The organism is Vibrio penaeicida (genome assembly GCF_030689305.1).
GTDB classification, from domain to species: domain Bacteria; phylum Pseudomonadota; class Gammaproteobacteria; order Enterobacterales; family Vibrionaceae; genus Vibrio; species Vibrio penaeicida_B.
In genome coordinates this window covers 273,346-291,801 of sequence record NZ_JAUYVM010000005.1, presented here as the reverse complement: position 1 = coordinate 291,801, position 18,456 = coordinate 273,346, and the positions used below count along the sequence as shown (strand labels likewise).

Genomic DNA, 18,456 nt, shown 5'->3' with positions numbered 1-18,456 from the left:
CCTATTTTAAAGACGAGCTACCTAGAACCTTTACACCTTCAAGCAACCAAGGTTTCTCGACTACAATCTGCTGAGTGCCACCAACAAAATGCCCTCCTTGAGAGCCAACACGACCAGTGTGAATTGTCGTCCCAGCGGGTATTCGAACTTTAAAAACAGTATCAATCGGAGATTTTGCACCACCAGGCCAAACAGGTAATACAGCTTTATCAATTCTTGTTTGAATCTCGCTAATAGGCATATCTTTTGAGAAGAATTGCCCCAGTGGTCTATCTGCTGTACCGGCGCGGTAAAGAATCATGTCTTTGTCTAGCACCCTAGAAGTATACCTTCCACCTGCAAAGGTACCTGCAAGGTCATCAGATAACCTAGCGACACTATTTGTAACACCAAGCTTATTACCAACCCAGTTAAAAAAGCGACCAAATATACTTGCTTTAGAAGGAGTGGGCAAAGGTATTAACGAAGAAACTACAGTACCATAAGCAACATATCCCGCTGCAGTTGCAGAACTGTAATCCGAGAGTACCTCATTGAGTACCCCGTTTACCCTCGACGGATCATAGTAGATATCTGGATAAAACTCTAACATCGTTCCATTTGGTGAGTTAACGAGGTAAGTTCTGTCACGGATCAAATCTGCGGTACCATCTCTCCAAGTTTCGTTTTTGTTCTCACGCCCATACAATTCGTCAGACGTATAATCATGTTTAGTGCCGTTATCTGTAGTACCTCCATTACCATGATCATATCGATCACTTCCGTATCCATCTTCTTTGTGAGGCTTATTGTTGATGACATCTTGCCATTCTTCATTAATCTCAAACCCAGTCGGATCTATATACTTAAGCGGGTTGTTCCACACATACGCATATCTATTAAAGCTGTTCGTCACAAACGGCGCTTGAATCACCGGATCCGCACTCACAAACCGCCCTAGGGTTTGGTCGTACACCCGCCCGTTCATGTGGATCAGCCCGACTTCTTCGATTTCCTCGTGTCCGGTGTAGCCTCGGTTGGTGAGCACCATTTGCTCTACGTAATTATACTTTTTATTTATTTCACCCTGCGGTGCGATATCACGCTGCTTACCAAAGGCATCGTAACTGCGGCGCTCGACCACGTAACCGTACAAGTCGGTGATCATATCCACGGAGTTCAGCGCGTCGTAGTGTAAGAAGCGCACTTGCTTGTTGGTAATGGAGCCATCCGCGTTTTCAGATTGGCTGTTTAAGGCGATCAGCTTGCCTTCGGCGTACACAAAGTGCTGGTGCTGAACCTCACCTGTGGCGACATCAGTTACCCGCTCGTAGGTTTTGTCGATATAAACCGTGGTTTGAGTACCCGATACCTTCTTGTAGCGGTTGTGGTTGGCATCGTAACTGAACGAGACAGTTTTGCCGTTACGAGTGATTTCGCTTGGCTTGTTGAATGCCGTCCAGCTTAGTGTGCGCTCGGTGCTGTTGTCGCTACGTTTGGCGCTCACCATGTTGCCGACTGCATCGTATTGGTACGTTAGGTCATTAGCTTGGGTTACGGCGTGTGGCCCTGCCCCAATGTTGCTGTATTCATAGGTGCCCGATACCCCTGTTTTGCTTAGGATATTACCAATAGAATCGTAGCTGAACGCGCTATTTTTGGTAACGTTCGCATGGCTGCTGCCGTTATCGAAAACGATGTTGTTAGTTTTAACGCGATCTAGCCCATCGTAGGTGTAGTAGTCGCGAATACCTAACGATTGGTCGTAACGTTGGGTCACGTTGTTGTGATCGTCGTACTTATATTCCAACCAACGAGTCGAATCGGATGAACCCACAAAGGCATTTTGCTTACCGGTAATGTCCTTGTAACGATGGCTGAGCAACTGCCCCGTTTTGTGGGTGGTAATCATCATCGGCTTGCCCGTTGATGCACTGTGGTAGTAGGTGTTGACCAACCCATTACCTAAGGTTTCCGACAGCGTATGGCCGTAGGCATCAGTTTCGCGGCGTTGCCAGTAAATTTGGTATGCACCGGAGTTGTTCGCCGCGGCTAAATCAGCATTGGTTTTGATGGATTTGAGGTGATCAAGCTGGTTTTCCTCGTCCTTTACTTCGCCTTGGCACGTGGTTGGTCTTGTGACCTCTGAGCTGTCTCCTACAAGGTGGTTGGTGGCTTTACAATACACGCGGCTCAGTTTTTGCACCTTATCCACTAAGGTCAACAAATCTCTGGCTAAGTCGGTGTAATAGCGATAGTGCCTGCTGGAAATGTCCGCCGCTTGTTGCAAATCTTCTGCGCTGAACACCAGTTCTTGCTGGGTGGCCGAATCGGCACTGGCTCCGTATGCATCGTTCGCGGCAATCAAGTTTAGCGTGCCGTTTTTGTCGTAGTCGACCACACGGAAATCGCCCGCGGGTGTCAGCCCCATCTGTTTAAAGGTGCTGTCACTTAACCCTGTGTTAATCACACTGGATTGGTAATGGCGCACCCCATTTTGCGTGCTGGTAACGCGTTGTTGTAGCTCGTAGATGGCACCATCTAGGGTGATGTCTAGCGGGATAGAGATGTCATCATGCAAGATCACCCAAGTACCTGGGCGAAGGTAGCATTTGCCATTGGCATCGCACCAACGCTTAAGCCTGAAGATATTCTCCGAGCCTAAAATTTGCAGGGAAGCAGAGTCTAAATGGTGCAGCCCAATGGTTCGAGCGTTGTATTCATTCGCCTTGCCTTGGAAGAAATCTTTCTGCTGTGCGTAACGCTGTGCCTTACTCAGGTATTCCCTAGCCACGTCCAGAGTTTGCTCTATAAGCTGACCAATTTCCTCACGATAGCTTTTACTCGCAAAGGCGTTATCCGCATAGGTGTAGGGGCTTTGAATTTGCGACAGATAGCCTTGTGGGTTGTACACGTAATCTAACGCCAATCGGTTACTGGCGTTCGTTGCGCTGCTTAAATTGATGGGTGCGCTTGCCGCCGAGTTGTCTGCACCGTTCGGGCGAACTTCACGGGTTAGGCGGTCAAAATTGTCGTAGAAATACAGTGTGCTGAATTTGTCGCCATCCACAAACGTGGCTTTTTCTGCCAACAGCCCATTCGCATGGTAGTAGAAGTCGCTGTTGCTGCCGTGACCCGACATAGCCGTCAGCGCACCCAGTGAAGCTGTGCCTCGCCCGTCGTAAACCCATGTTGAAGCGGCACTGCTGCCGTCTTTCTGGTATACCTTACGCCCTAGCGAATCGTAGCGATAAGTTGTGGTGACACCGTTGGCGTCTTGCTTTTCAAGCAGTTCACCTGCGGCGTTGTATTGGTATGTCCACTTACCTAAGCCTGGGTCGTCCAGTTTGGAGCGATAGCCTAAGTTGTCGTATTCAACTTTGGTTGGGTTCCCTTTACTGTCTATTGAAGTTTTCAGCTTGCCATCGGGGAAGTAGGTGTAAGTTTGGTAGCTGTAATCCGCTTTACCTTTCGCTTCTTCTTTTTTGATGATATGCCCAAGCACGTTGGTGGTGGTTTTATGCTGGAAGCCACGAGCATCGGTAAGTGTGGTGCTAAAGCCGTTGTACTCGGTTTTCCATAACGTAACGCCACCTGTGGCGCTCGGTTCTTCTTTGCGTATTTCGCGGTTTAGGCTGTCGTATTCGAATTCAACGTGGAATACCGTATCGTTCTGGAAATATGGGCGCGAAACGCTGGTCTTTCTGCCATTTCTGTCCCACTGGGTATCGGTGTACGCAATTCTGTCGTTAAAACTTTTAACGCCACTTCGTACTTCACGCCCTGCAAAGTCGAGTTGTACCCAACTTTCTCCCCCTTGATTAGAAGTGGTTTTCACACAGCGAAGGGTCTCAGTATCCTTGATTCCGCACCCCGATGCGCCTAGGTAGTTGTAGGTAACGAAGTTATTGGAGTTGCCATGCGTTTCTTTGATCACACGGCCAAAGTTATCGTACTGGTACGAGACTTTTCTGCCGTTCGGGGCGGTTTCATCGACAAGCCTGCCCGATGTGTCGAACGTGTATTCGGTTTTATGACCTTTGGCGTTAGTCGCGTAATCTATGTATAAGCCACTCCCATCATACGCGGTGCGTGTGGTGCGGCTAGAGAGATCGGAACCCGACACACTTTGAGAGGTGACGTTTCCGTATACATCGTAACCATAATCGGTCACCAGTTTACGCCCCGATACACCACCAGCTTGGTACGCCGTTGGCGTGATGGTTTGTCTCCTTAGCAGACCTGTTGTGGTGTATTCAAAGTTGGAAACCGTCGTTTTCACATCGCCACTGGTGTTGTCTGTGATGCTTTGGGTAGACTTTTTCACCGCGCCTAATTGCCAGAAATCGCTGCCCGATTCTGTAATAACTTGAGTCACATTTAACTGACGACTGGTGAGTTCTTTGGTGCCATCGCTATTAAAATCTTGATACACCAGCGATCCGCAGGAGCGAGGGTTCGCCGCTTTAAATGCCGATTCTGAAATAGCGGTTAATGAGCCTTTCTGCTCGGTGTAGCTCGGTGAGCTTGAGCTGGTTGATGCATCAAAGCGATAGAAATAGTTCATCCGTTTAAGCACCAGCGGTACATCTATATCGCCGTGGATTAAAACAAATTGATCGTTTGGCTTAACGTACACTTTGCCGTCGGTACCGCAGTACTTGGTGATGCCGTAAACAAACTGGTTAAATACCGCATCGATATTTGGAACGCTGGTACTGGTGATAGACAACGCGTGAAAGCTTTCGGTGGTACCGTTGGACACATACTCAAATAAGTCTTTGGTGGTGAATGAGCCTGAATTGGCCGCAACGCCGACTACGTTGGTGGTTTTTTCAGTCACATTACCAAAGCCTTTGGTGTCGCGCTTAATCGTCGTGGTCGCCGTTTTTAAATGCGTGCCGGCGTCATCATAGCTTTTAACTTCGATTCGCTGAGCGTAGGTTTCATAATATTTAACGCCATTTAAACCTGACCGAACCTTCGATTCATAGTTAAGATAGCTAGTTTCCTTAACTTTTTTGCCTGCCTTTTTTACCGTTATTTTTGTTGGTTTACCGGCAGTACGAACAGTAACGACACCATTTGAGTTTCGAGGAGAAAATTCCGAGATGGTAGTCGTGGTGACGTCAGCATTTTCAGTAACGGTAATTTGGTCAAAGCCTAAAAAGCCCAAACCTTTGCGGTGAGATTTTGCGCCTTGATAGTGGTAATCGTAGGTGGTTGCGCTGTAGCCATGTGGCTGTTTTTTTACATGAGAAACAAGGTAACGTGAAGGGGTCGAGTTGACGACAGGGTAGTAGTAGTAACGTCTTTGGGTATGAACCGATGTATCAGACGCAGGTTTGTAGTCGATGATATATTCTTGCGCTTCTTCTCGAATAACGCGAATTTTGTCTTGGGCGTAGGGTTTGGATACGTGGATCCATTTGCTCTTGTCATACTCGCCAAGAATAAGGTCTACTCGTCCATCAGAATTGGAATCCGTATAACTGGAGAAATTTTGGATACCCGTTCGTAAATGGCTACCCCAACTAATTCGACCAAAGTGGTTTTTATGGATATTTTTGTTGGTATAAAGATCGGGATAACCGTCGTTGTTATAGTCGATGAAAGCGACAGAATCCGTATTTGTGTTTGTATCGATTAATTGGTTGTAATGACTCCTGTTAGTTGTGAAACCATTACCATCAAATAGATAGACAAGAACATGCCCAGTTGATGAAACTTCTAATGTAACAAAATCCTTATAGCCATCATTATTTACATCAACCAATCGAAACGACTTTGTGTTTCTGAAAACCTCCAATGATCTTTCTTGTCGACCTTGCGAAGACAAATAATATTTGAATTTGTAATTGTCGTAGGAAACCCAATCATCTATACCATCATTGTCTATATCGACTACAGATTTATAGAAGCTGGTATAACAATCCCAGAAACAGAAGCCACTTCCATTTCTTCCAGAGTATGCACTATTAATTAATGTTTCGTTTCCATCACCATTAAAATCACCTGCCCCCTTTGTCGTGTCATAGGTATGCAATACGCCATTTCCATGGGGGTCATAAGATCCAGCTATAGCTGGCTTATCCAATTCAAGTTCATATTTCGCTCTGGGATGATTGTCTGTCCCACAATGATCTCCTTTGTAAGCAAGGTTCTTTTCTTTTGTCGAAAGAGAAATTGAATTAAGAGCCCCTGAAATTGATGAACTAGAACCTCTCTGAGTGATAGTTTCCCCATTAGGAGTTTTGTAAGTCCAACCACCATCTTCTGCATAACAGCCAGTCATATTTTTAGGGCGATAAGTCATTCCATAACCTTCTTTCGCCCCATCTCTGTGAACATCAAAAAATCTAGGTTCCAATATCCCTGTATCTGATACCTTTTGGGTGTCATGATTTAGAGCATCTCGCCATTCAAAATTTATTGGTGAAGAACATTCCGTAGTGCCTCCTCCTGTACATAGCTTAATGGATGTAAGAAGACTTCGAGAGCTGGCAGCCGAATACTGGTAACCTAAAGTATAATTTCTAATACTTTGATTAGACTGGTCTTTAACATAAACCTTTGACAATCTTTGTGGTCTATTTAACCTAGACCCCACTAAAAACTGGAAAGTACCATCCCACCGGTCTTCATATCCAAACTCAACGGATCCGCCCATATAATGAATAGAGCTAATTCGATGACGTCCAGTGCTGTTGTTTTCATAGTACTTGAAGTTAATATGGTTACTCTTCGTATGATCCGTTATCTTATTCAGCGCCCATTTGTATATATGGGTTTGCCCAGGCAAGTTAACTTGCGCTGTATCTTCCATCCCATACTCATATACCGAACCGTCCTTTTTCCACACCTTAAAATGGGAAGGTCCATGACCGTTGTAGTTGCTTTTAAACGACACAATCTTTGAGTAGCCGTTATTTTCTAAGCGATATTCGGTTAAATTCCCGCCATCTTGCCCCGTAATCGCTACCAACCTTTGACCGTCTAAACAGTAACGGTCGTCGTTATTTAAACGAACGCCACCCCAACGCCCATCCTTATGCAGGTTTTTTCCACATCGTGTAATGGAAGAGAGCCCTGATATGTTCCAACCCATTCCGAGGTAACCATTTGGGGAATCACTGGCGTAGCTAATAGCGAGTGATGGCTGATGCCCATTTCTTCCGGGTACAACGTCAATTGGCAATGAATAGGTCGCCTGACCACCAGAGACATTAAAATCGCCTCGAACAACAGGAGCAGCAGCGTGCGTTAACGTACTCCAAGTCGTTAAGAAACTGAGTAAGGTTAATGCCAATGGTTGAGAAACCAAGCGCTTGCCAAGTATATGGGCGAAGCAGGAGATGAAAGATATTTTCGCATTCATAGGGTTCGTTATCCGTTACGAATTTGGATTAGATTGACGGGGTACTAAATACCCAAATCGACCACATCGTTGGATGATGTGAACGACTTAGGTATCCAAATTGACTTTTATGCCGCTAGTTTTGACTGCCATCCACTATAGCTTGAAGCCGTTCAAGCTCTTGATTCAGCTCGATCAGTTCTTCTGGTGAGGCAATATCTTGAGGCATATTTTGTTCAGAGAAATCTTTTAAGTCTCCCTGAACTAAAGGCAGCTCTGGTGCATCTAGGTTTTGGATGCCATGAGTCAGTGTTTGTTGAAGCTCGATAACTGGTGTGGGGTAGTTTGCATCTTCACTGAATGTTGTTACTTCTGGTTCAGACAAAGCGACATCTCGCTCAGAAGAGGCTACCTCAGATTCTTTCTGGGGTTCTAATTCAATGTTATCGGTGGGAATGGATGATATATCAGGATCGGAGTTGCCCTGAGAATAGAAAAAATAAGCTCCAATCACACCAACTAGGGCTAATAGAAGCAACGCCACTGATTTCATAGTTATATTCATTATTCATTTTTGGTGAAGTTTGAGGGAAGCGTTGAAAAGCCATAAAAATCATACGCTACCGCCCTTCCCAATTAAGGGACAAGCGCTAATGTACACGTTTCACCATGTCAGCGCATTTGCATAGATTTGCAAATGTGAACATTATCAATAATTCTCACGACTGATACATTTTGGGGGTTTCACGTGCCATTATGCGTTGCAGTTTGGCTCTTGTTAGCGAACTGAAGGGTAATAACTTCTAAAATTTAATCAGTGCTGCACGCGCCTAAAATGTATTGGAATTCCAAGATAAAATCTCTATTAGCACCTCTATTGAAAATCTATAATTAACATTAAAAATCAAAATGTTACATATTGACACATCCATTAAGTGCTAGGTTTTATAAAAGAAGTCTCAAAAACTGACACTTTAGTCACAACCCCACTCACGGTGCCATTTTGTACGAAAATACGCATCGCTAGGTATATGATTAAAATGGAATTTTATATGAGAATATTTAAACGTAGTGCCCTTGCTAGTTTGCTGGGGCTGTGTTCATTTGCGTCTTTCGCGACGGTAATGCCCTCTCCCCAAGTTCATCAGATCACCCTACCTGATGGGAGCTCGATGGATGTTAGATTAAAGGGGACAAAAGAGTTTCACTGGTATGAATCGTCTGGTGGTCATGCTTTAATTCAGCAAGACAGTAAATGGCACTTTGCTCAGCTCAATCAAACAAGTGATAAGCTTGTCTCGGCGGGCGAAATATTCTCCTCTACAGCAATACCACCTACCGTATCCATCATCGAACCCGCTACCGCGTTTAAAATGCAGGTGAAAGCTCAAAAAGCAGCCGTACCTCAAAGCGACAACTTAAGCACTATGCAATCAAATTATGCTGAATCAATGCCTCAAAAGGTTCAGCGCAACCAAGCTGCAAACGGCATAGTTGAACAATCATTGCTTGTGGTTCAAGTTTCTTTCGCTGATGTCGCCATAACTCACGACTTTACCGATCTAGTATTTTCAACAACGCAGCAAAGCGTGAAAGATTACTTTCGCAAAAACTCTTCGGATAATTACGAGGTGGTTCCAGCTAATGAGATAGATGGCACTGTGAATGATGGTGTGATCGATATTGCACTTGCTCAAGATCACCCAAGTTGTATCAATCAATGTTGGGATGCGTTCGCCCCTGTCTTTGAAGAAATTTACAGTAAACTCGATCCACTGGTCAATTTCGCGGACTTTGACAAAGATCTAGACGGGAAAATCACCCCTTCCGAACTTTCAGTCATGTTTGTGTTTGCAGGATACGACCGAACTGGCGGACCAGAAAACCCAGCCATTTGGCCACATAAGTGGAACCATAGCCCAATTACAGTGGATAAAGTGCAAATCAATTCGTATTGCTTGTTTGCCGATTATCAAGGTGACCATCAGTCGACGTTAGGGGTGATTGTTCATGAGCTTGGACACTTAATGCTGGCATTACCTGATTTGTACCCAGATAAAAACAACCCAGATAAAGGCTCTATTGGGTATTGGGGGGTAATGAGTGGTGGCTCTTGGGCGATGAAACCTGGCGACCAGTATCCTGGTCAAACACCTTCGAATATGTTGGCATGGACGAAAAAAGCCGCAGGGTTTGTCGAACCAAGAGTTTTGAACTCGTCTGGACAGCAGGAAATACAAACAACGAACGACTCCGCTGTTATTTACGTTGACCCTTACCTAAAAGAAAAAGGCAGCCGCGTCTACTTAGAAAACAGACAAGCCCAAGATTACGATGCGGGTATTCCTGGTGAAGGCTTGCTTGTTACGTCAGTTAATATCAATAACGAAGCGCGTAAAGTTGGGCCGATGCAGGTTCAGATTTTGCAGGCTGATGGGCTGGATGAACTCGGTGCTGGCTGGAGAGCAGATAACGGTGACGTCTTCCCTGGTAGTACAAACAAACGTAGCTTGTCGGATACCACAACTCCATCTCTATCCAGTTTTGTCGGGATAAACTCTGACATTGCGTTTACTAGCATCTCAAGCAATTCAAATAGAGCAAGTTTTGACTTACGCATGGTCGACGAGCCAAACAAATACGCTTGGGCAACCTCTTTCCAGCGCGCTTACTTGCAGCTTTCTTATACTGGTGTTAATTATGCAGCCTTCGCCATTAATCCACGAGACTCGTTAAGTGTTTTGGATGGTCTGCATATCTATACTCGATCTACGGGTATTCAAAACACTCAATATAAACTCTGGTTATTCCCATACCAACCTGCTGACAATGTTCTCTCAGTTACTCCAGAAGAAGGTCAACTTCTGTCTCAAGGATACATTCCTGAAAGCAATAGAATTATGCTAGAAAACAGCGTTTCACTACCCGATGGGAAAAGCACACTACTATTGGAACTCACCGACGGTTTCGTAGAAATCGAACGGAAATTCTTCGAAACCTATATTAATTACAGTGAAGTGGAATCTTGGTGGTCAAGTGACGCACTCTTTAAAGATAATCACCAACTTTTCGCTATGAACCCAATGTTTCAGTTTAGCTTTGGCGCACTGTTGCGTTCCGACACAAGCTCGGTGCTCACTGCTAAAAACGATACAATCGTATTGGACGAAGACACCTCGGTAGATTCAAACCTGAGAAATAATGACATAGTCGACTTCTCTCATCCAATAGAGGGGATCGAAATCGTCACTCCTCCTGCTCACGGACGCGCTTATACCCAATCAACTGTTGCTAACTACATACCAAACACCAATTTCCATGGTAACGACTCATTTACCTATCGATTGAAGACAACGGAAGGGTTAACCTCGAACATTGCCACTGTTGATATCACAGTAAACCCGGTAAATGACGTGCCTACGGCGGTTATTTCAGCTCGTTCAGCTATCATCTCTGCAGGTCAATCTATCACAATATCTGGTACTGAAAGTTCCGACGTTGAAACATCAAATCTAAAATACCTTTGGAGTACGTCCGAAGATTATCTATTATTTGGTGAACACTCATCTCAACTAACAGTTCGTATACCGCATTTAAGTGAAAGTAAAAGATTAGATGTGACGCTTACCGTTACCGATGAAGCAGGGGCTCAATCGACGGATACGGTTACTTTTAACATTCAAGCAAGTAATAAAGTTCCGGTTACTCAAGACGATGCCGTTACCGTTACATTCGGCGATAAAGTCGTTATTAAACCGCTTGATAACGACACCGATGCCGATGCCGATACGCTAAGCCTAATGATTACATCACTTCCTAAACGAGGCAGCACGTCCATTAAAGGCAATGAAATCACGTACACGGCATCTGGTACTTCTGGCGCAGCACAATGGGTGGAAACGTTCACCTATAAAGCGTCTGATGGCAAAGGTGGGGCCGCAACGGGTGAAATTACTGTGACTGTACAACCCAAAGTTACAATTACAACCACTCCCCCATCCACCTCGTCATCTGGTGGTTCTGTGAGTCTATTTGGCATGTTGGCTCTATTGGTGATGGGAGCCTCTAGAACAGTGCGTACACGTCGCAAAGATTAACATACGCGTTTGTGCGTAATTGATACCTAACGGAGCCTGATTTCAGGTAATAAAAAGCCCCATCCTTGGAAGAGGTTGGGGCTTTTATCGTTTATGTTGTGAGTGTCAGTCGTTGCAAATAAAAGAAAGGCTCAATCGGTGATGGGTAGAGACTAAATCACAATGGCAACATCCGAAGCATTTACGATGCGGTTTCGCCCTAAGTCTTTCGCTTGATACAGAGCTTTATCAGCTTTGGAATACATGGAGTCGAAATCGAACTTGGATGGCAAAACCGACTCAGTTAAATAACCGATTGAAACCGTTAATACGGATGAGCTGTCGTTTTTCGCATGTGGGATGCCGTCTGTTTCGATGCATTTTCGAATTTTCTCGGCTATTTTGCGTGTTTTGCTCTCGGTAGTGTCCGAAAGCAGCAAGGCAAACTCTTCACCGCCAATACGGCAAAACGTCTCGTCATTGCTGTCACAAAAATTACTGAGGATATTTCCAAGTCGAATAAGGGCAATATCCCCTTCCAAATGCCCGTACTCCTGATTAAACAAGCCAAAATGGTCAATATCGAGCAGTATTAAACCGATATTTTGTAGTGAGCCAGATTTGTGATTGGCAATATCGTCCATGTGTTTGCTCAATTGCCGTCGGTTACCAAGACGCGTGAGGGGGTCAATGCTCGACAAGGCTTCAAGCTGCTGGTTTGCAAGCTCAAGCTCTAGGGTTCGGTTTCGAACTTGCTGTTCTAAGTTTTCGTTCAGCGTTCGAATGGCTTCTTGCGCTCGGGTGCGCTGCAAAACTTCAGCAAGGTTAGAGGCAAACAACAACATCATTTCTTGAAGTTGGCTTGTCATGGGTTTGCGAGTTAACAGGTTATCGGCAGCAAGAAATGCAATGGGTCCTTCTGAACTGCTTTTTAGCATGATCATGGCCGTCCAACCAAAACCGACAATTCGCTTATCGTGGTAAATGGGGACAGATTCTTCCAGTGAAAGCGCATTAGGCTTGTTGATTGCCGTCGAAACGAGAGGTCTGTCGCGCTGCATTTTGGTTTCGTAGTAGCTTTCATCCACTACATTTCCTTGGATGTCGGTTCCCCATGTACCTCGAAGGTGAGTAAGCTCTGGGTCGGTCAAAAAAACCGCCATCCGATCAATTCCAAGGTTGTTGATGGCAAAGTCTACTGCAGATTTACACACTTCATTTACGGTAGTGCATCGAGATAACGCCACCATACTGGAGTGAAGTAAGCGAATATTCTGTTCTTGTTTCTTGCGAATGTAGATCTGAGAAAGCAGAGAACCAAAGGACTTCAGCATCTCTTTTTGATAGGCGGTAATAGGTTCGCGATGAATATAGTTGTCAATCGCTATCCAACCAACCGGCTCATTTTCGTCTCTTAATATGAGCATGCCATTCCACCCCTGCCCGACCACACTTCCCGTCGTATAAAGTGGTGCATTTTCCATGATCACCAACGACGTTTCATGGTTATGTAAGGCCTCGATATAGTCATCTTCAAGCTGATGGAGATCGTATACAGATTGGTGCTCTTCTTGTGTTTCGCCTTGCTCGGTAGTGCCATAAGTACTGGTAAAACAGCGTTTTTTCATATCCAGCAGCATAAACACACTGCGATCAAACCCCAAGCGGTCGCGAATGGCTTCAACCGCCCCTTTATATAAGTCGTCCAGAGACGCCGGATTGGAAAGCTCTAACGCCACTTGCTGCACCAATTTCATCTTTTGGATGAAGGTTTCACGCTGGCGAATCTCATCTAGGTATTTTGCTTCACGTATGTCACGGTTCTTAAATTCCAGTGATGCGTTTCGCTCCGCTCTTAAACACTGCCAACGAGCGGCAGTGATGTTCAAAATATCTAAAAATTCTTTGGTGGTATTGGTTTGGTATTTTTCTGGGTCGACCGCTTCAACAAACAAGTAAGTGCGCCACTCTGGATGATTATCAAACATCATCAAGAAACACTCTCCATTCAGTGTTTCTTTGTAATTCCACGAGCACGTATTAATTTCTAAAGGTATTAAGCCATCGGATGTATCAAATTGAGCTGCCCATGCCCAAAACGTAGACGGAAAGCTTGAAGGGGCAACAAACTCTCCTTTTGAAAACCCAGGTTTGGGTTGATGGTCGGTAGAGGGAGCTTGAACAAAATACATCGCATGGGGAGAGAAATGTTCGGATAAAAAATTGAATAATTCTTCTGCGATCACTTTATGATCGCGAGCTGAAGAGACAACTCTCAATAATGCGTGTTTATCCAAAATGTCACCCAGCTAGCCGTATTTTATTATGTTTATACCCAACGTTAACTAGAGGGCAATTTGTATGCAACATAGCGGACAGCGACATGTTACTAAATCCACGTTTTTCGGTCTATGAATTGAATAATTCGCGATTCAAAGCAAATTTTTGGCACAACATCACAACTAGCGTTACATCACAGAATTCCACCACTTGTATGTGTAGATAAATAGCAGTTATAAAACAGATGTGGATTGGTGTTAATTATATAAATATGAGCTAGCTAGATAATACCTTGTTTGTCGTTATTTCTAGATATATACCCAAGTGATCTCAAGATGAATCCTGCATCTTGAGGTTACTTGGGTATAAGCGCTTACATCGCAATTGCAATACATAGAGCACCAATAAACTCAACGTCCCCACCAATAAAAACGCGCCAAGTAGCGCTTTAGACGTAATCATCGATGCAACGACACCACCAAACACACCAGTAATCAGCATTTGTAGCGATCCAGACAATGCCGTGACAGTACCTGCTTTATCTTTTTGAGGCTCTAGTAGCATTCGGCTGATGACCGGGAACATCAACCCTTGAGCAATCGCCAACCCCGTTAACGCCCCCACTAAATGAAAGACACTCACAGGTGCAAAATACATCCACAAAGCCGCTCCCAAGGCCATCACCAAGCCTGACCCTAGCAAGGACTTAGGCTCAAATCGGCGGTTAAGCATGTTTTGCAACACACTACCAATCATCAACCCAAAGGATGGCACGATCATAATGACACCATAATGCGCCGCGCTGATTGATAGTTGCTCTTGCACTAAGTAAGGCATAACCGATAACGACATCATGATCATTAAGAAGTTAACCCACCCGTAAGTCGTGGTTGCTAGGACTTGTGGGGTTTTAATGAGTTCTGCATACGCTGTAAATGCCGTATATAGCTGGGGCATTTTGGGAGGGTAAGGCAGTGTCTCTGGTAATATCAAAAGCCCCGTAATGTAAATAAACGCGACATAGACAAAAACAAACATGAAGACCGAATCCCAGCCAAACTGCCACGTTAGCCATCCACCTAAAACGGGCGATACCATTGGCATAACGGACGCCATTATCGAGACATAAGAAAGTGCTTTGGCGAGTCGATTTCCGCTATAGCAGTCCCTGAGAATGCTGTTTGCAATCACTGCTGTACTGCCTGCTCCGAGCCCTTGTAATAAACGTCCAAACACAATCCAGCTTAAATCGTGCTGTAGGAACACGCAGATCACCGTGCCTACAAGGTATAAACCCTGACCAAATATAAAAATAGGACGTCTTCCCAATGAGTCTGCCACTGGGCCATACACCAATTGCGCCGCACCTAGACCTACCATATAGATCGTCACCAACCATTGGATATCGAGCGGCGAATTTGCAAATTGCTGGCTCATCTCTGGCAGTGCTGGCAAGTAGATACTGACACCAACCTGACCTGTTGCGATCACCATCATCGCAAGCATAAGTGGGAGTTTACTGAACGTCTCTTTTCTCATTATATTTTGATGACTCACTTTGATTTTGGATACCCGCATTGATTTTAGATACTCGTATTAAGCGTCGTGCAAGTTACCCTAGCTAAATGACTCTCGCTGGACAGACCTAAATGGATGGTTCTATATGGATAGATCTAAGTGAATCGCTCTAGACGAATAGATCTGGACAAATTAAAAATATCCAAAGGCAATTTCTTATCCAATTAGGGATCGGAGGTGAAAACATAAACAGTTTACTTTGTTATCAATGAATGATAATCAGGTATCTAGGAAAGTGATTACGTCCTATCAGGAATTAATGAGAGAGAGCTATGGACTGGATGCAATGCGTAAAAAGCTACATAAGAGTTGTCGAAGAAGGCAGTTTTAATGGTGCTGCTAGGCGTTTAAATACCACCAGCTCAGCCATTAGTAAGCGCGTACTATGGCTCGAAGACCGTGTTGGTGCACAACTGCTCAAGCGCACTACGCGATCCATCAGTTTAACGGAAGCGGGAGCGCTATTTTTTGAACGCTCGGTATCCCAAATGGAACAATGGCAATCCATCGTTGATGAAACCCGTTCCGTTACCCAGGCTCCGGTTGGTCGTTTAAAAATTGGGGCAACCGTTGCAGTAGGGTCACGATTTATTGTTCGATATTTGGATGACTTTCTCACCAAGTACCCAGACATCAAAGTACAACTAACCACAACTGTACCCGGTCAGTTACCCGAACTGGATCTCGATGTGTACATAAGCCGAGAGCTTGAGCAAATGAACTCGCTCAGCTTCATTGCCACCCCATTGTTTGAATATCCATTTGAATTCTTTGCCTCTCCCCATTACTTGGAGCAATTTGGCACGCCAGAACATGTCGAGGATTTAAAAGACCACAATATGCTGATCTGGGGAGAGCAATTGGAGCGAGAGTTTTTCTTTGAGAATAAGAAGAAAGTCACCTTCAAGGGTAATTTCGCCACCACCAATCCTGAAGCGTTATACCATGCCGTTAAAGTGGGGATGGGGATCCTGATTTCCAGTAAAATGATGATTCGCGATATGCTGGATTCTGGTGAAGTAGTGCAAGTGCTGCCTGGTCTAAAAACAGAAACCACCACCATATATGCCTACTACCCAAAACTCGATTACGAACACACTCGCACGCAGCTTTTTATTCAGCACCTGAAGCAAAGACTCGAACAGGAGAAAGGGCACTAGCGGTTATCAGAAAGCGACGGAGTATCAGAATACTCATCGTTGTTAGCAAACCAATAGTTATTAGCAAACTGGTCGCTATTCATAACCCAATCGCTTGAGTTTTCGATATAACGTTTGTCGGCTAATACCGAGCTTTTTCGCTGTCCGACTCACGTTTTCACCTTGCTCGGCATACACATTCAAGAGCTTGGCATCGGCGAGCTCACTCAGCGTTCCTTCTGGATTAGAATGCGCGTCTGCTTTGATCGAGTTACGCGCGTTAACGATATGTTCAGGCAAATGGGACACCCGCAACTCAGCTGCTTCCTCTGAAAGCAAGATTGCGACTTTCAACACATTGTCTAACTCGCGTAAATTTCCCGGCCAAGAATAACCATCCAAAAACGTCAGTAACTCAGCAGACAATACTTGGTCGCCTTCAGAATAGTTTTGATGAATACGCTGTATTAATTCGGTTCTGTCTTGTCTGTTTCGCAATGGTGGAATATTGAGGATGAGCCCATTCAACCGATAGTAAAGATCTTGTCGAAATTCACCTTTCGAAACCATGGTAGGCAAGTCTTTGTGGGTGGCAGCTACAATTCGGACATCGACAGGTACGGCTTTTGTCGCACCAACGGGCATCACTTCACTGTCCTGTAAAACATGTAAAAGCCGACACTGAGCACCCAGTGACATGTCTGCAATTTCATCTAAAAACAATATCCCCTTGTCAGCAGCTCTCACCTTGCCCACCGCCCCTTTGGGGTTTGATCCGGTAAACGCACCAGCTTCATATCCAAATAACTCGGATTCGATTAATTCATTGGGTATCGCACCGCAATTCACAGCCACCAACGGTTGATGGGATCGGAAGCTGTGTTGATGAAGCGCCTTAACCAATTCACCCTTACCTGTCCCCGTTTCTCCGTGGATAAGAAGACTGATGTCTTTATCTATGAGCTTACTCGCTTGTTGCCAAACCTTTGCCATCGCATCGTCGCCAAAGTGCAAATGAAAGCTTGGTTTCTTTTGGCTAGTAGTGCTGTTTACAGTAAATGATTTAAGGCTAGACGCAGAAGGCTTTGAATCAACGACTTGATCGCTGAATACTTTGAACGGTACGGCATTAGGTGTGATGCTCTCCGTACGAAAAACCATAGGGTTCACATCATCTGAGAACGCCTCACTATTTAACAAACGTTCCAGCGGTAGCCCGACGATCTCATCAGATTGCAGCATGCGGCTGGCAAACTGATTGTGAGCAATCACTTTCCCGCTATCGTCTGCGATAACGACACCTTGCCAACCCGTATTCAATAAAGATTCATTCATCGCAAACTCAAGCCGGATACGAGAATCTTGCATATTGTTCAGCAACCAATTCTCAGCCAATTGACCCATGTTACGCAGCAAAACCTGAGTATCTTGCCCGTGTACGGCTTGTTCACTGGTGATATCCAGCACCCCAAGTACCTCACCAGCCCCAGATAAAATAGGGGTTGCCGTACAGCTAATAAAACGATGTTGGCGTATAAAGTGCTCACCACCAATCACAGAAATGGTTCGGTTTTCAGTAATGGCTGTGCCAATGGCGTTCGTGCCTTTTAGACGTTCTTGCCAACACACTCCCAACTCCAACGCAATGTTGTGTAGCCTATCTTGAAAACTCATTTGCCCCCAAGACCCGACAATCACGCCTTCTTGGTCGGTCAAAATTAAGCGGCTATCCGTGCCCTGAAACACTTGCTGAAACAGCGGATACGCGACTGCCTCAACCGCATTGATTAACTGCCTAGCACGGTATTTTTTATCTGATAACTGCGCACCATCTAATCGGATATGCTGAGGTTTTTTGGTTGTGACAAGACCCGCGGATTCGCTTCGCTTCCATGATTCCACCAACCAATTTGAACTAGGAATATTTTTTAAAGAGTCGTGCATGACAACTGCTCCATATTGAGACAGACCCCGTGTTCCAAAGTGTGACAGTTCAGCAATACCTCAGGAGGGAACCTTTATTTGCTGCTTGCCCACGCCTAAATGT

The 18,456-nt window shown here is 45.0% G+C and carries 7 protein-coding genes; 2 read left to right on the top strand and 5 right to left on the bottom strand.

The window, feature by feature from the left end:
- Position 1: 1 nt before the first annotated feature.
- Entirely contained in the window at positions 2-7,357 is a 7,356-nt protein-coding gene (locus tag Q8W40_RS10925) for an RHS repeat-associated core domain-containing protein (protein ID WP_305397173.1), read from the bottom strand.
- A 115-nt stretch (positions 7,358-7,472) separates the two neighbouring features.
- Complete coding sequence (locus tag Q8W40_RS10920) at positions 7,473-7,889, bottom strand: hypothetical protein (protein WP_305397172.1); 417 nt, start codon at positions 7,887-7,889, stop codon at positions 7,473-7,475.
- A gap of 499 nt (positions 7,890-8,388) precedes the next feature.
- On the opposite strand from Q8W40_RS10920, the gene Q8W40_RS10915 reads away from it, so the two are divergent.
- Positions 8,389-11,433, top strand: a complete 3,045-nt coding sequence (locus Q8W40_RS10915) for a M6 family metalloprotease domain-containing protein (RefSeq protein WP_305397171.1) — start codon at positions 8,389-8,391, stop codon at positions 11,431-11,433.
- A 152-nt stretch (positions 11,434-11,585) separates the two neighbouring features.
- Here Q8W40_RS10915 and Q8W40_RS10910 read toward each other — a convergent pair whose 3' ends face one another.
- Together Q8W40_RS10910 and Q8W40_RS10905 are read right to left on the bottom strand one after the other, a co-directional pair.
- Positions 11,586-13,709 carry a sensor domain-containing diguanylate cyclase gene (locus Q8W40_RS10910; protein ID WP_305397170.1) on the bottom strand — a complete coding sequence of 708 codons (2,124 nt, stop codon included), beginning with the start codon at positions 13,707-13,709 and terminating at the stop codon, positions 11,586-11,588.
- 313 nt (positions 13,710-14,022) lie between these two features.
- A complete protein-coding gene (locus Q8W40_RS10905) occupies positions 14,023-15,231 on the bottom strand; it encodes a multidrug effflux MFS transporter (protein WP_305397169.1) in 1,209 nt (402 codons plus the stop codon).
- Positions 15,232-15,542: 311 nt separating this feature from the next.
- On the opposite strand from Q8W40_RS10905, the gene Q8W40_RS10900 reads away from it, so the two are divergent.
- On the top strand, positions 15,543-16,430 hold the full coding sequence (locus tag Q8W40_RS10900; RefSeq protein WP_126609959.1) for a LysR family transcriptional regulator: 888 nt from the start codon (positions 15,543-15,545) through the stop codon (positions 16,428-16,430).
- Between the two features lie 75 nt (positions 16,431-16,505).
- Here Q8W40_RS10900 and Q8W40_RS10895 read toward each other — a convergent pair whose 3' ends face one another.
- The gene (locus Q8W40_RS10895; RefSeq protein ID WP_305397168.1) at positions 16,506-18,353 is read right to left on the bottom strand and encodes a sigma-54-dependent Fis family transcriptional regulator; all 1,848 of its coding nucleotides are present in this window, start codon (positions 18,351-18,353) and stop codon (positions 16,506-16,508) included.
- Positions 18,354-18,456 lie beyond the last annotated feature (103 nt).

Coding starts and splice junctions, on each gene's coding strand:
- Q8W40_RS10900 (WP_126609959.1), top strand. CDS start 15,543: ATGGACTGGATGCAATGCGTAAAAAGCTACATAAGAGTTGTCGAAGAA.
- Q8W40_RS10925 (WP_305397173.1), bottom strand. CDS start 7,357: ATGAATGCGAAAATATCTTTCATCTCCTGCTTCGCCCATATACTTGGC.
- Q8W40_RS10905 (WP_305397169.1), bottom strand. CDS start 15,231: ATGAGAAAAGAGACGTTCAGTAAACTCCCACTTATGCTTGCGATGATG.
- Q8W40_RS10915 (WP_305397171.1), top strand. CDS start 8,389: ATGAGAATATTTAAACGTAGTGCCCTTGCTAGTTTGCTGGGGCTGTGT.
- Q8W40_RS10895 (WP_305397168.1), bottom strand. CDS start 18,353: ATGCACGACTCTTTAAAAAATATTCCTAGTTCAAATTGGTTGGTGGAA.
- Q8W40_RS10920 (WP_305397172.1), bottom strand. CDS start 7,889: ATGAAATCAGTGGCGTTGCTTCTATTAGCCCTAGTTGGTGTGATTGGA.